The organism is Paraburkholderia sediminicola, assembly GCF_046026675.1.
GTDB classification, from domain to species: domain Bacteria; phylum Pseudomonadota; class Gammaproteobacteria; order Burkholderiales; family Burkholderiaceae; genus Paraburkholderia; species Paraburkholderia sediminicola_F.
Genome location: NZ_JAQQEY010000002.1, coordinates 1184528 through 1199359, shown reverse-complemented (window position 1 = coordinate 1199359; position 14832 = coordinate 1184528). Strand labels below are relative to the sequence as shown.

The 14832-nt window shown below is 61.2% G+C and carries 15 protein-coding genes; 3 read left to right on the top strand and 12 right to left on the bottom strand.

What is annotated here, in order from left to right:
- Positions 1-37: 37 nt before the first annotated feature.
- The gene (locus PQQ86_RS25265) at positions 38-1036 is read right to left on the bottom strand and encodes a sugar ABC transporter substrate-binding protein (protein ID WP_408233668.1); all 999 of its coding nucleotides are present in this window, start codon (positions 1034-1036) and stop codon (positions 38-40) included.
- 318 nt (positions 1037-1354) lie between these two features.
- On the opposite strand from PQQ86_RS25265, the gene PQQ86_RS25260 reads away from it, so the two are divergent.
- Positions 1355-2452, top strand: a complete 1098-nt coding sequence (locus PQQ86_RS25260) for a LacI family DNA-binding transcriptional regulator (protein WP_408273148.1) — start codon at positions 1355-1357, stop codon at positions 2450-2452.
- A gap of 12 nt (positions 2453-2464) precedes the next feature.
- On the opposite strand, the gene PQQ86_RS25255 is transcribed toward PQQ86_RS25260, so the two are convergent.
- The 7 genes from PQQ86_RS25255 to PQQ86_RS25225 form a co-directional block, all read right to left on the bottom strand.
- Positions 2465-3040, bottom strand: coding sequence for an AraC family transcriptional regulator (locus PQQ86_RS25255; protein WP_408273145.1), 576 nt, complete (start codon positions 3038-3040; stop codon positions 2465-2467).
- Between the two features lie 258 nt (positions 3041-3298).
- Positions 3299-3649, bottom strand: a complete 351-nt coding sequence (locus PQQ86_RS25250; RefSeq protein WP_408233677.1) for a cupin domain-containing protein — start codon at positions 3647-3649, stop codon at positions 3299-3301.
- Positions 3646-4623, bottom strand: coding sequence for a quinone oxidoreductase family protein (locus tag PQQ86_RS25245; RefSeq protein WP_408273141.1), 978 nt, complete (start codon positions 4621-4623; stop codon positions 3646-3648). The genes PQQ86_RS25250 and PQQ86_RS25245 overlap by 4 nt, the downstream gene beginning before the upstream one ends.
- 11 nt (positions 4624-4634) lie before the next feature.
- On the bottom strand, positions 4635-5174 hold the full coding sequence (locus PQQ86_RS25240) for a gamma carbonic anhydrase family protein (RefSeq protein WP_408233683.1): 540 nt from the start codon (positions 5172-5174) through the stop codon (positions 4635-4637).
- On the bottom strand, positions 5171-6052 hold the full coding sequence (locus PQQ86_RS25235; protein WP_408273138.1) for a beta-keto acid cleavage family enzyme: 882 nt from the start codon (positions 6050-6052) through the stop codon (positions 5171-5173). The genes PQQ86_RS25240 and PQQ86_RS25235 overlap by 4 nt, the downstream gene beginning before the upstream one ends.
- Positions 6053-6069: 17 nt before the next feature.
- On the bottom strand, positions 6070-6819 hold the full coding sequence (locus tag PQQ86_RS25230; RefSeq protein ID WP_408273136.1) for an SDR family NAD(P)-dependent oxidoreductase: 750 nt from the start codon (positions 6817-6819) through the stop codon (positions 6070-6072).
- A gap of 14 nt (positions 6820-6833) precedes the next feature.
- The gene (locus tag PQQ86_RS25225; RefSeq protein ID WP_408279357.1) at positions 6834-7676 is read right to left on the bottom strand and encodes a dioxygenase family protein; all 843 of its coding nucleotides are present in this window, start codon (positions 7674-7676) and stop codon (positions 6834-6836) included.
- 385 nt (positions 7677-8061) lie between these two features.
- Here PQQ86_RS25225 and PQQ86_RS25220 point away from each other — a divergent pair, with 385 nt between their 5' ends.
- Positions 8062-8976: a LysR family transcriptional regulator gene (locus tag PQQ86_RS25220; protein WP_408233691.1), complete on the top strand. Its 915-nt coding sequence runs from the start codon at positions 8062-8064 to the stop codon at positions 8974-8976.
- 16 nt (positions 8977-8992) lie between these two features.
- Here the strand turns inward: PQQ86_RS25220 and PQQ86_RS25215 are convergent, their stop codons facing one another.
- The 4 genes from PQQ86_RS25215 to PQQ86_RS25200 all read right to left on the bottom strand — a co-directional run bounded on the left by PQQ86_RS25215 (position 8993) and on the right by PQQ86_RS25200 (position 12785).
- Entirely contained in the window at positions 8993-11881 is a 2889-nt protein-coding gene (locus tag PQQ86_RS25215; protein ID WP_408273133.1) for an ATP-binding protein, read from the bottom strand.
- Between the two features lie 84 nt (positions 11882-11965).
- Positions 11966-12145, bottom strand: a complete 180-nt coding sequence (locus PQQ86_RS25210) for a hypothetical protein (protein ID WP_408273130.1) — start codon at positions 12143-12145, stop codon at positions 11966-11968.
- 44 nt (positions 12146-12189) lie between these two features.
- Positions 12190-12630, bottom strand: coding sequence for a DoxX family protein (locus PQQ86_RS25205; RefSeq protein WP_408273128.1), 441 nt, complete (start codon positions 12628-12630; stop codon positions 12190-12192).
- 17 nt (positions 12631-12647) lie between these two features.
- Positions 12648-12785, bottom strand: coding sequence for a hypothetical protein (locus tag PQQ86_RS25200; protein ID WP_408233700.1), 138 nt, complete (start codon positions 12783-12785; stop codon positions 12648-12650).
- A 441-nt stretch (positions 12786-13226) separates the two neighbouring features.
- Here PQQ86_RS25200 and PQQ86_RS25195 point away from each other — a divergent pair, with 441 nt between their 5' ends.
- Positions 13227-14810 carry an MFS transporter gene (locus tag PQQ86_RS25195; RefSeq protein ID WP_408273125.1) on the top strand — a complete coding sequence of 528 codons (1584 nt, stop codon included), beginning with the start codon at positions 13227-13229 and terminating at the stop codon, positions 14808-14810.
- Positions 14811-14832: the final 22 nt, after the last annotated feature.

Sequence of the window (14832 nt, the reverse complement as noted above, 5' to 3'; positions counted from 1 at the left end):
CGACAGCGCGAGCTCGTGGCTCGTGGCTCGTGGCTCGTTAGTTACTCACGACATCGCCCCATTTCGGACACTGCCGTTTGTCGCCCGGCACTTCGAATGGTGCATAGTTCGTTTTGTCGATGACGATGCCCTTGATCAGAATGGTCTGCGGAACTGACTCCTTACGCACCGTCCTCACGGCCGCCATCGTGGCAATGCAGCCCATCTTGTAGCCGTTGAACTCGGCGGTCGCCAGCAGCCGGCCGTCCTTGATGGCTTTGACCGACTCCGGCACGCCGCCGATGCCCACCACCTTGACCTGCTTCTGCCCGGCCGCCTCCAATGCCTCAATAGCCCCCATTGCCATCACGTCCGCCGCAGCGAGAACACCGTCGATCTTGGGATTCGACTGAATCAGGTTCTCCATGACCTGAAGCGCCTGCAAACGCTGATAATTCGCAGGCTGGGAGGCGAGCAGCTTGACGTTCGGAAACTCCTCCAGCGCCTTGTGGAAACCGCGCACCCGCTCGTCACTCGTGGTGGAACCCTTCACGCCTTCAAGGATGACGACATTGCCTTTCCCGTCCATGCTCTTCAGCAGATAGCGGCCGACGTCCAACCCAAGGTTGAAATCGTCGGCGACAACGACGGAGGCGAATTTGCCGCCTGCGACCCGATCGTTGTAGTTGATGATCGGGATACCGATCGCATTGACCTTCTCAATCGCCGGAACGACGCCGTGCGGATTGACGCCCATGAACAGCACGACGTTGGGTTTTCTGACACTCACGTCCTCGAGCTCGCTGAGCTGCTCGCCAAGATCATTGGGCCGTGTCGGCGCGTAGTGGGTCACCGAAACGCCGAGATCCTTCGCTGCCGCGTCGACGCCTGCGTGGACGAGGGCGAAATGCGGATCGACCTGATTCTTGTAGAAGGCCGCAACGCTCTCGCCTGTCGCAAATGCGTTTGGCCCTGCTGCAATGCCCAGTGCGAACGCACAGGTGATGAGAATGCGTTTTTTAGCCAGTCGGCTTGTAAGTTTTGTCGTCAGTTCCAAGGTCGTCTCCGTTTAAATGTTTTCCTGGCAGGTTCAAGCGAGTGCCCGGACCCGGTACGCCAGCGCGGTTGCAGGGATGCATCCCGGGCAGCGCCGCCAATCTCACGCACAATTCATGCAATCGTTTGCTTTATAGCAAATCAATTATTAAGCTTTTACTGCGTCGCGAATGCCGTGAACGGCTTTCTGTCATGCGACAATCTTTATGCAAACGTATGCATATACTATCCCGACAAACACCTTTGTCAATTCATTTATGACACGCAGCACATAGGGTTTGTACGTGCAACATTGAGAGCAACCCTTTGCACCTATACAATGACTTCCATGGCCAAAACATCAGAAACCCGGGCAACGAGCCGCGTCACCATTCGAGAAGTCGCGCTGCATGCGTCTGTCAACGCGTCGACGGTCTCGCGCGCCCTCAATCCCGCAACCCGTCACCTGATTGGGGACGAAGTCGTTCGCAGGGTGTTGGCGTCCGCGAAATCGCTGGGCTACCGGCAGAACAAGCTCGCGTCCGCACTTCGCGGCGGCCAGTCAAGGGTGGTCGGGGTGTGCCTGCCCGATATCGAGAACCCGGTTTTCCCGCCGATTGTCTGTGGCATCGAAGAAGAACTCGCAGCCGTTGGCTATGGCGTCCTCATCGCCAACACCGTTGGCACCTTGAAAGACCAGGAGCGCATGCTCGAGCAGATGCTTGAGCGCCAGGTCGACGGCCTGGTCCTCGCCACCGCTGCCCGCCACGACCCATTAGTACGCCGTTGCATTCTCGATGGCATACCCGTCGTGCTGGTGAATCGCGCGGAGGAAGGCGGACAGGTGCCGGAAGTGATCAACGATGATTTCCTTTCCATGAGGCTTGCGGTCGATCATCTGGTGGGGCTGGGGCACAAGCGGATCGCGCATCTCGCCGGCCCTGAGCGCCTGGCAACCGGGCTCTCGCGAATCCAGGGCTTCCAGATGGCGACACAGCAGCATTGCCTGACCGGGACGGTCATCCTCGAAGCCGCCGAATTCACGCGCGAAGCAGGCCGGGTGGCATGCAACCAGTTGCTGAAGGAGCACAGAAGCGTGACTGCGATCATTGCCGCTAATGACCTGATTGCGCTGGGGTGCTATGACGTGTTTGCGGAACAGCATCTGACGTGCCCGAAAGATATTTCGCTCATCGGTCACAACGACATGCCGCTTCTCGACATGCTCCATCCGCCCTTAACCACGCTGCGCATCCAGCACCGGGAAATGGGCCGCCAGGCCGCAAGACTGCTGCTCGGAATGATCGCGACACCGGGCGCGGCCCCGCACCGCATTACGCTCCCCCCCGAACTGATGGTCCGCGGCTCGACCGCTGTGCCACGCAACACGCCGCTACGAGCAAGAGCACCGAAAACCGCGCCCGCTTCTGCTGAGTGAGCACAGAAGCGCTCAGGTTTTACCCGAAGCGCTTCGTCCAGATGGCCCGATGTGCTGACGCGTGAGCCATTCGCGTGGTGAATTGCCGATCCGTGATTTAAAGAACGTCGAAAACGCGCTCGATGTGAATCCAAGAACACGAGCCGTCTCCGCCACGGAGATCCCATGTACAAGTGCGCACATCGCCGCCCCTACCTGCACCTCCCGGCGCCATCGGCCGACACTGGCGCCCAGTTCTTTGGCAAAAATCCGGCTCAAGGTACGGCAGCTCACGCCCGCCCGGCTTGCTGCGTCCTTGATCGCCATATCTTTGCCAGGATGCACGAGCAGCGCCTCGCATAGCGCCGCGACACGGCTTCCCGATGACGGCATTCGGACAGCAAAATTCCCGGCGGTTTCAGGCCCCGCACACAACTCATCGGCTATCAGCGCCACGACCGCTGCATATGAGCGTTCGATAGTCGATCGTTGCGTCGCCGAGAAGATCGCGATCAATACGGCGGAGCAATTCAGAACGCGCGCCGTCGGCACAAAATCTGCACTCGGGCCCGCGTCGATTCGAAGCGCGCAAATATCGGCTTCGTACATCGCGGAGACGCTATGGGCGACGGCCGACGGAAGCCAGATGCCATTGCCTTGTGTCACACAGTACGCGCGTCGCCCCGCCGTTATCCACACGCCGCCTTGCCGCACATAGAGAAAGCAGCCGACAGCGGCGGCTTGGGCATGCCGCTGCTCACCGGCGCCAAGCCGCATATCCGTCGCAACACCGCTGGAATGCATCATGCGCAACCCTTGCGGGTCGTCGTGGGAAGCACGCGGCGGCTTATCACTGCCGTCGTCTCATCAGCAATGCTCAGGCCGCACAAACGGCATCGCCAGCAGAATCTTCGCCGGACTGCGGGAACGATTTTGCAATGCTCGCCGTTCTCCCGGCGCAATGCGGCACGAATCGAAGGCCGCGAGCACGACCTCGCCTTCATCGGTTTCGACGGTAACCTCACCTTCCAGCACCACATAATGTTTTTCAACGGGCGACGCATCCAACGTGGTGTAGCCGCCCGGCTCGATCGCCGAAACGCCTAGCCACAGCGACTCTGCCGGTCCGGCTTCATGGCCTTGAAGCCGGACACATCGCATCGAAAAGTGGTTGGGCGGAAAATATTCCGGCGCCTCCACGAAGCGGGTCACGTTCATGGCTTGAGCAGAACCCGGCTAGCCGCGCCGCGGAAAACAGCCTGATACGCAAGCGCCGCGTCGGAGAGATCGAAGACAAAATTCTCAACGATGGGAAACGGCTTTAACGTGCCGCGTTCGAATGCCGGCAGCAATGCGTCGAGAATGAGCGCGCCTTCCGTGCTGTCGAGTGCGAGCGTATCGATGCCGACATAGGTATGCTGCCCCCGATAGAACGTAAAGATGTCAAATGGCACCGGACGTTCGATGGTAGAGATGAAAATCTGCGTCCCTCGCACGGCCATGGCCTTGTTGGCCTTTTCAAAATATGGACTGCCAACTGTGTTGTACACGATGTCCGCGCCGTGGCCATTTGTCAATTGAAGGACCACCTCGTCGAGGTTTTGCGACGAGGCGTCGATCATGGTGACGTCTGCGTTCGCATGGCCAATGTACGGTTGATTCGTGCGTTCGACACCCAACACCTTCGCCCCAGCCTGGGTCGCAAGCTGTATCGCTGCCTGCCCCACCTTCCCGTTCGCCCCCAGCACGAGGACGACGTCGCCTTGCTCCACGCCCCCGGCTCGTTGCATTCCTTCGAAGGCCGTCACGAAGGGAACGCCGACCGCGCCCGCCTCTTCCATGGTCAGATTTGCCGGCTTGGCGCGCACACTGCGCACGGGCACAGCGAGATAGCCGGCATGCGTGCCGTCGCGCCGGATACCCAGTTCGCCGCCGCTGCCCCACACTTCCTTGCCGAGCATCTCCTGCGGCCCCTCGACAACAATGCCGGCGTAATCCCGTCCCGGCGTGCGCGGCCACACCGCATGCGGCATGAAGCCCAGCACAGCTTTCACGTCGCTCGGATTCACCGCGGCACTCACCACGCGCACGAGACACTCGGCAAACTCGACGTCCGGCGCGTCTTGCACGCCAATGTGCAGATCAAGCGAGTCGATATCGACGCTCTTTTCCAATACACGAACTGTTTTCATTTTTTTATTTCCTAAAAGGTCAAGATGACAGGTCGGGCGGTTCTGTAACGCTCGGAAAGCGCCACGTAGCGGACAGCGGACGCCGCCATTCCTTCGAATTCTTCGTCATTCAGCGTGCGCAACAGGCGCGCCGGATTTCCCGCCCACAACTCACCCGCGCCCACCACCTTGCGCGGCGTGAGGACCGCCCCTGCGGCCAGCATGCCGCCTGACCTGACGACGGCCCCATCGAGTACGCGTGCACCGAACCCGACAAACCCCGTGTTTTCTATAGTGCAAGCGTGCAGAATCGCGCCATGGCCAACGGTCACGTCATCCCCGATGATGACGGGCAGACCGTTGGTCGTGCCGTGGATGACCGTGCCGTCCTGGATGTTCGTGCGCATGCCGATCGCAATTTTCTGGACGTCGCCGCGCAGCACGCAGTTGTACCAAACGGACGACTGACGGCCGATGGTCACGTCGCCGACAAGCGTCGTGCCCTGTCCGATGTAGACGCTCGGATCCACGTTTGGCGTACCGAATACCGACGCGTCGTGAAGCGCGCTCATCGCCTCAGCCCTAAAAGCTCGCGCGCCTCCTGGCTGGTCGCCAGTTCGCCGCCCAGCGAATGCACGATGTCGCGTGCGCGCGTGACCAGCGCCGCATTGCTCTCGGCGAGCACGCCTTTGGCAATGTAAATGTTGTCTTCAAGTCCGACCCGGACATGGCCACCCGCCAACCATGATTGGGCGACGATCGGAAATTCGAAACGGCCAACACCGAAGGCCGACCAGACGGCCTGACGGGGTAGCAGGTTACGCGCGTAGAGAAGCGTTTCCGGACTGGCCGAGAAGCCATATTTGACGCCCATCACCAGGGTCCAAAGCCCCGGCCCGTCAAGAACGCCCTCCTTGATCAGGTCCAACGCAAGGTGCAAATCGCCGGAGTCGAAGATCTCAAGCTCAGGTTTGACACCCGCCTCGCGGATGACGTTGGCCATGCGCGTGACATTCTTAGGTGTATTGATGACAACGTCGCCGCCGGAGTTCATCGTATTCAGGTCGAGGCTGCAGATGTCCGGCTTGAGTTCGAGAATATGCTCGACGCGCCTTTCCGGCGGTAGCAACGTGGTGCCTGGCGCCGCGACTCGAGGGTTGTCGTCGCTCGGGATAAAACGGCCGCCCGGGCCAGTCGTGAGATTGATGATGAGGTCGACATTCACCGCACGGATGCGCTCGATGACTTCCCGGTAAAGCACCACGTCCATCGAGGGCCGCCCCGTCTCCGGATCACGCACATGGATGTGAACGGCGGCCGCGCCGGCGGATGCCGCTTCGAGCGAGGCGGTCGCGATCTGCGCGGGGGTGATCGGCAAACCTGGATGTTGCTCCGGTCTGGTGATATTGCCTGTTACAGCGCAGGTGATGATGGTCTTGCGGGAATGCATGTTATGCCTCGCTGCAACTAGTTCAGGCGACGGCCACCGTCCACGACGATGGTCACCCCGGTGCTGAATTTCAGATGAGTGGCGCAGGCCTCGACGGCCGCGGCGATATCGTCCGGCGTCCCGATGCGGCCTAGCGGCGTGGTGGCCGCGACCTTGTCGTTGAAGTCAACGCCACGGCCGGGAACGAACGACGTGTCGACCACCCCCGGGGACACGTTCAGGACGCGAATGCGAGGTGCAAGCGCACGGCCAAGCGACGCCGCCATCACGTCAAGCCCGGCTTTGGCCGCGCAGTAGGCGATGTTGCTGCCAACGCCCGTCGTGCCGGAAATTGATGAAACGTTGACAACCAGGCCGTCCCCAGAAGCATCGAGCAACTCGCGGAAAGCGCGGATGGCCGCGAATTGCCCGCGCCAGTTGACCTTCAGAATCTCATCGATCAATTCGTCGGTGAGCGCATTCAGGTCGGAATGCTTGACGGGCTGCGTGAAGCCGGCCGTGTTCACAAGAATATCCGCGCGGCCATAGCGCTCGCGCACCAGCCCGGCCAGCGCGTTCAGACTCTCGCTCGCGGTAATGGATGCAAGCGCCGCGGTGTGGCCCTCGCCCGGCAGATCGTCGACCACGCGCTGCGCTCGGGCCAGGTCGTTCTGACCCACCACTACGACACGTGCGCCAGCTTGCCCAAGACGATGGGCTGCAGCAGCGCCGATACCTCCGGTTCCGCCCAGGATGACCGCAACCTTCCCTGAAAGTGTGTTTGACACGTGAGACCTCTGCTTTACTTGATGGGGGGGGTCGGGTAGGTAGGCGTTCCTTCGGCCAGAACGAAGTCGTAGTCGAGTGTGTAGTACAGCCTGTCTACGTCCTGCCTCGGACCCGTGCCGAAATCGTGGCGCTGGAACGTGCCGACGAGACGGCGGTTGACACCGAACACGACGTCGGAATTCAGGTGCTCCGAGTCGTCGGCGAACACTTGTGAAACCAGGGTTGCATAGCCCTCCGCGATGATCACGAAGTGCAGATGCGCGGGCCGGAATGGGTGGCGATTCTGCTTTTCAAGCAGCACACCTACCGGCCCGTCAGTGGGCACAGGGTAGCCGGAAGGACGCACGCTCTTGCAGGTAAACCGCCCCTGGCTGTCAGTGTAGAAGTGACCGCGCAGGTTCTTGTCGGGCTGGCTCGAGTCCTGGTTTTCGTACAAGCCGACTGGCGAGGCCTGCCAGACGTCGACTTTGGCGTTGGCAACAGGCTCGCCCCTGGTGTTGAGCACGCGTCCGTTCACAAAGAGCGGGGAGCCGGGTGAGTTCTCGCATGCGATGCATTCGCCATTCGCATACTGCGGCGAGTCACCCCGGTAGAACGGTCCCAACAGGGCGCCCGGCGTGCGACCGCTTGCGTCCGAGTTGTTCAGCAACGTAACCAGGGTCGAGAAACCCAGCACGTCGGCGAGCAGAACGACCTCATTGTGCTTGTCGTTGCAAGCCAGACCGACCGCCCTCACGAAATCAAGGCCCTTCTCGAATTCCTCGTCAGTCAGCTTCACCTGCTTCAGGAACGCGTGGCCATGCTCCACTAGCGCGTCGAGGAGCTCCTTGAGCCGAGGATTGTCAGTCCGGCTCATTGCCGCCTTGACAACCGCGGTGATCGAAGCGGCGTCATCGACGATGTTCTTCAGATGGTTTGAATCTTCCACAGGGCTTCTCCATCAGTGCAATCGTTTGCATAATAAATTGCAAAAACGCTGATGTCAAAGCCTATAGATGCCATAGTTAACCCTGATTACTCGGGTAGACAGGCGACGCAAAAATACGCGGATCGCACAACCGATTGCAATAGTCAGTATTTTGCCGGGCGCGATCTCGTCTTGTGAATGCGCGCTATCTTTTTACTAAAGACTCCTGGAGGGCGCATGTGCCCCGCCATCACCCTCCACTCAGTGCGACAATCGCGCTATCGGACCACGCGCCAGGACAGGCGCAATCTGGCAACTACCGCAGGAATCTTTGATGAAGCTGTCATTTGAGGTATTGGAAGCACTCGATGCAATCGATCGCACCGGCACGTTCGCGGAGGCGGCTGAACTTCTGCATCGTGTGCCGTCGTCGCTGAGCTATCTGGTACAGAAACTCGAAAGCGACCTCGAAGTCACTCTGTTCGACCGAAGCGGCCGGAGGGCGAAATTCACACACGCGGGACGAGTGGTGGTCGAGGAAGGCAGGCGTCTGCTGCAAGGCGCCGAAGAACTCGAGCTCAAGGCAAAACGCGTGCAACACGGCTGGGAAGCGGACCTGCGCATCTGTATCGACGAGATCCTGCCTTTCGACGCAATCTGGCCGCACGTCCATGCGTTTTACGACATGAACATGGAGACTCGCCTGCGCCTGTCCCGGGAAGTGTTGGGCGGCACGTGGGACGCATTGATCACGCGGCGTGCCGACCTCGTGGTCGGCGCCGCAGGCGATCCGCCGAACCTACCCCATCTCGTCACCCGCCCGATCGGTTCGATGCGCCATATTTTCGTGGTAGCGCCCACTCATCCGCTCGCGGAGTTTCCTGAGCCGCTGAGCATGGAAACAGTCGCACGCCATCGCGGCGCGGTCATCGGCGATACCTCGCGCGAATTGGTGCCGCGCACCGTCGGCGCCGCCGCTACGCAGAATTGCCTGACGCTACCCACGCTCGCCGGCAAACTCGCCGCGCAACTCGAAGGGCTCGCTGTCGGCACCATTCCCGAGTGCCTCGCGACCGCGCCTATCGCCCGCGGCGAACTCGTCGCCAAACAGGTCTTCGGCATGCGGGACGTGACCCACTTTTATATGGCCTGGCGCGAAGACGAAACCGGAAAGGCGATGCGCTGGTGGATCGATCGTCTCGATGTACCCGATCTCGTGGAACGTTTCGTCAGCCATCAGTACATATGACGGCGGCCGGTACGTGTCAGGAGCCGATACAGGCCGGCCGGAAATCCTTGTTGTCGACGGCGGCGATTTTTATCTCCAGCTCGGCCAGCAAGGCCCGGCCATCCCGGACATCCGGATCGGCCGGGTAATTGCTCAGGCGAGCCAGCGCTCGCGATAGCAAGGTGCGCGCCTCGCCCAGGCGACCCTGCTCGATCCAGAGCCGCGCAAGACTACTCGCTGCGCGCACCGCGAGAACAGCCGCGCTCTGCCGGCGTGCGGACTCCAACGCGGTCGTGAACCACGCTGCGGCATCCGCGTCCCGTTGCAACGCGCGCATCACATCTCCCTTCGCACGGCACAGCTCGGCGTAGTACCACTGCTCCCCCGTCTCTTCGCAATGCTGCAAGGCTTCGTCGATTGCGGTCAACGCTTCTGTGTACTGCTCCGCGCGCATCAGTGTACGTGCGAACTGACATAGCAACATCGTCAGTTGCGCCAGAAAGTCGATGTCACGAAGTTCGTCCAGCGCGCTGCGAAATTGCGCTAGCCTGTGCGGATACTCGCCGGACAGCGAAAACAGATACTCGTCATAGCACGCACAGCAGGTGTGCCAGATCGACAGCGACACGCGCGATGCAATGCCCTTCAGCATCGTAAGTCCGCGTTCCGCCGCCGCGCGATCGCCCGCGAGCAGCGCAAGCGGCACAAAAACGTCGCCGAGCACGTAACAGGTCACGAGCTCGAAATCGTGTTGAACGGCTTCCTTCAGCGCCTCCGCCGCAAGCCTCATCGCCCCTGCCGTGTCCCCCAGCGCCCACGTCACGCGCGCGAGCAGCGCCCGCGCGACGATCGCCTGGTTGAACCTGAAGCCGATCGTGTTCCACCGATGAGCCGCGGGTACCCAGGCACTCAACATCTCTTCGAGTCTCTGGCGAGCCATGCGCTGCTCGCCGACGTAATGCAGCGCGGCGCCTTCCATGCGGCGGCCGATCAGACTGTGCGTCGCGTCTGTGGACTGACCGGCCAGCACTTCGAAGCGCCGCGCCACGACCAGCGCCCGACGCGCCTCGCCGCCCGCCTGATACGAGTGCCGTAGCCCGCACAACGCGCGCGATTCGAAGCCGGCATGGCCCACTGCAACGGCAAGCGCCAACACTTCGGACCATGCCTCCAGCGTCTGCGTAGTCGGACCCTGCGTATAGACAAGCGCAGCCGCCCAGCTCGTCGTCAGCCTCAAGCGCGCTTCAGCCGGGAAGTTTGAAGCGTTTGCATCACGCGCGGCATCGAGCGCGACGCGCGCGCGGCTATGGCATTCGTCGACTAGTGAAAGATCGAACAGATACGGTACGACGACCGAGGCAAGCTCGACGCCGACCAAACGATCGCCCGTTGCCGAAAAAGCCCAGTCGAGCGCAGCTCGCACATTGCCGATCTCACGCGTGAAATCCGCCAGATCGTCTTGCAGCGACGTCACCGCCAGATCGTGCGGCGCGCGTTTGAAGCGCTCACAGAACAACTTGGCGTGGACCACTGTGGCGGCGCTACGCTCGCCGTTGTCGTCGAGTCGCTGCAGCGCATAGGCACGTGTCGTTTCCAGCAGACGATACCTCGGTGAGGCGCTGCCGTCGACGCGAATCACCAGCGACTTCGACACGAGGCCACCCAGCGCATTCACCACTTCCACGTGCGTGAGGCCGAGTTGCGCGCCGACGTAGCAGGCCGAATCGAACGTGAACGCGTCGATGAACATGCCGAGCCAGCGCAAGATGGTGCGTTCGTTGTTGTCGAGGAGACGGTAGCTCCAGTCGAGTGTCGCCTTCAACGTCTGATGGCGCGGCAACGCCGTCCGGTAACCGCCCGACAGCATCCGCAAGCAGTCATCGAGCCGCGCCGCCAGCACCTCAAGACCGAGGACAGCGGCACGCGCGGCGGCTAGTTCGATTGCGAGTGGAATGCCGTCCAGATGCCGGCAGATCTCGCCGGTCAGAAAGACGCTGCGCTCGTCGGATGAAAATTGTGGATCGGCGGCACGGGCGCGAGCGAGAAACAATTGGACCGCACTCGCCTGCAACACGTCATCGCTTGGGTTTCCAGGGCCGGGCACGTCGAGCGACAGAACCGGATAGACGATTTCGTCACGCGAGCGCAGCGCTTCGCGACTCGTCGCCAACACCCGCATGCCCTCGCCGGCTGCCGCCAGCGCCTCCGCCATCGCGGCAGCCGCATCGATCACGTGCTCGCAATTGTCCAGCACAATCAACCGGCGCTTGTCCCTCATCTCATGCGCGATCTGCGCAAGCGAAAGTCCATACGACGAAATCTTCATGCCGAGCGCCATCGCGAGTGCATCCAGCGCAAAACGCGAGTCCGATATCGGCGCAAGCGACACGAACGCCACACCGTCGGGAAAGCACGGCAGCATCTGTCTCGCCGCTTCGATAGCGAGGCGCGTCTTGCCGATGCCGCCCGAGCCGACGAGCGTCACGATTTGCGTGGATTCGATGGCAGCCAGTACGTCGGCGACGGCGCACTGCCGCCCCACCAGCGCAGACACATGAAGAGGAAGATTGTGCGCATTTGACCTGTGTGTCGCGAGGGTGCCCTCGCCCACACCTGCTATCGCAGCGCCTAACCCTTTCTTCACGCCGGCCATACGGTAGCCGCGGCCCGGCACCGTCACGACGCGGTCGCGATCCGCGCCGAGCGCCTTGCGTATCGCCGCAATGTGCACCTGAAGGTTGTTTTCCTCTACGATCGTGTCGGGCCAGACGTGCCGCATGATCTCGTCCTTGGAGACCAGCGCCCCTTCCGCGGCAATCAGCAATTCAAGGATGTCGAAGGCGCGGCTGCCAAGACGTACTGATTCGCCATGCGAGTGTATTTCCCGATGCTCGAGCAAAATATGATGTTGTCCGACTTGTATCATCGCGAGCTTGCGAATCCGGAAGAGTGAATTGACTGAGCGACAGCCTTGCGTATGTCACAATCGTCTGCTCTATGGGTTGCCAGGTCAGGACGGACGCTTGGGCAACCAGAACCCGAAAAGCTTGGTGAGGAAGTCTATCTCGATATTCGGTTCGGAGGAAGATTGCGGCAGTTCGAACCCGCGAACAAAGCAGAATTTTGATTGATCGTGCGGGATCGGGACGCCGGCGACAATGTCAGGCGGGTTTGCACGGATTGGCTTCATGGAACAGGCTCGGTGCGGTAGACCAGAACCGTTCCTGAATCGGCTCATGCGCGCCGGCTAGCCGGCGTTCGCGAAAACAATGCAACACGGTAGCGTCCCGCACCACCGATCGCGATCGTGCCGAACAGGATCAGCAGCATCCAGGCGAACTGCGCCTGATCGAGCGTCCACTCGGGATGCACCAGCGTGAGCGCGATCAGGGTAATCACCATGATCGGCAACGCGGCAAGCCGCGTTGCGATGCCGACGATCATTAGCACGGGGCACAAAACCTCGGCGAAGATCGCAAAGCAGAGCGACAACGTCTTACCGAGGTGCAGCGGATCTTCGATCGCCGCCAGTTGACTTGAGTAATGCATGGCCTTCGGCAAGCCGTGCACGATCAGCACGAGCACGCTGGCCGCGACGCGCAGGAACAGCAACGCGGCGTCGGCCGTGCATGACAGCACCGGTGCGGACGCCTGTTCGGAATCGAGGTGGTTCATCGAGGTTGCTCTATCGCTCAAAACGCGAAGCAGTTGAAACCGAGCGCGTCTGGGACCGCGTTCGAGTCGCGCGCATGCTCGCCGGGAATCGACTTGGCGTAAAGCACGTCGATGCGGACGGCGCATGAGTCGGGCGTAAGCAGTTCGTATGCCATGATGAACTCCATTTACCAGCAGATTAGGCCAAGGGTGCGCTAAACGTCCGCATGAGTTTCCTTAAACGTTCTTAAACGTAGCCGCGCACACTATGTGCGTGAGCGTGGAAGAATGAGGCGAGACGGTGATTTTCGATGCCTTGGCGGCCGGTGCATTTAGCATGCATTCACGACCGGCTCAGGATTTTTAAGGTTGCCATGCGGCATCATCGCGGAACCATGATCCGAACTGTGCGATTTCCTGACGCCGCCTCGAGACGCACGTAATTCTGAAGGAATCTCCTATGCCTCACGACCCGTTTTCACCCGACACCTATGGGGTCTCGGCCGCAGGATCGAATTGCCGAGGCGATGCACGCCGTCCTGCGGCTCGACACGTGATCGTCGCCCGCCGAATACGGGTTCACCCCTGGCATGAGTGACACTGCCTTGCCGACGGGAATGCCCGCTTCGCCTCCACCTCCGCCGGCGCTCATGATGTCGCCGGCGCATACGCGCCTGCTGCTCGTGGGCCTTGGCCTCGCCACCGGAATGGAGTTCTACACGTTCGACAGCATGAACCTGGTGCTGGTGGACCTGACCGGCACGTTGGGCGTGTCCGCGGACGAAGCGAGCTGGCTGCTGACCGTCTATAGCTGCGCACTGTTTCTCGGCGTACCGGTCTCGATCTGGATGGCCGGGCACTACGGCTACAAGCGCTTCCTGATTTCTACCATCGTCGTGTTCGCGATCGCCTCGATGGGTTGCGCGATCTCTCCCGATCTCAGTTCGATGCTGATCTGGCGCGCCATCCAGGGCCTGGCCGGGGCCGGCCTGGTCGTATGGTGGCGCGCGAGCATCTACGTGCTGATGCCCAAACCCCAGCGCAGCTCCTCGCTAATGAAGGCTTCCACGCTGCTCTATCTATCGAGCGCGGCAGGGCTTCTGGTCAGCGGCTATATCACGGACCATTTCAACTGGCGGCTGATCTTCCTGCCGAATCTGCTTTATGCAGCCGCCGCAATATGGCTGCTGGCCCGCTACTTCCCGACGCTGCCGCCGCCCGCCTCCGAGCGCGTAGTCGGCACAGACTGGCTCGGCATTGTTCTTCTCGCGACGGCGCTGATTTCACTACAGATCGTCCTCAATCGCGGTGAAATCGACGACTGGTTCGGATCGCTGCATATTCGCGTGCTCGCCTCTACAGGCGGCGCGGCCCTGCTGCTTTTCGTTGTCTGGCAGGCGAGTCCGGCGAATCGAACGCCCCTGCTGTGGCTCGGCCTGCTGCGTGACCGCTACGTGTTATCGTCGGCACTGATCGGCGTCTTCACCGGCATGATCCTGTCGGGCAGCCTGTTCGTTCTGCCCGAGTTTCTGCGCAATCTTTCAACCCATACCCATAGCGCGACCCAGACCGGTCAGATCATATGCGTCTATGCGTTGACCGCAGCGGCCATCCGGCCGCTCATGGTCGGTCTTATCGCGCGAATCGGCCAACGCAAAACGATCGTGATCGCGCTCGTCATGCTGATCGCGTCGATGGTCATGTTCAATCGCCTGTTGACGACGGACACACCCGGCTACTACTACATTGCTCCGTTGATTCTTTACGCCTGCTGCCTGTCGCCATTGTTACCCGCCGTGGGCAGCGGCACGGTAGCGAGGATCGAGCAGAACAAGCTGCTTGACGGTGTCTCCCTTTACATGACCTTCCGCCAGTTCGGCGCGTCGCTCGGGGTCGCGCTGCTGACCATTCTTATTGGCCACCGCGAGACGCTGCATTCATCGCGCCTGTTCGAACACCTTCGCCACGACAATCCGGTGACGCGAGACTGGCTCTCCTCGGTGAGCGCAACGCTGGTCGCGCGCGATGGCTATACCCCGTTCGAGAGCCAACGCGCGGCGCTACGCGTTCTCGCTGAAGCAGGCGCACACCAGGCTGCCACGCTCGCGTACGCGGACGCGTTCGCCTTCATGGCGGTCGTCGGCGTGATCGCGCTGTGCCTCGTTCCCATCATTCCGCCGACCCCGGTGTCCAAAAAATAAGCAATGTGGCCATGAAAACTGT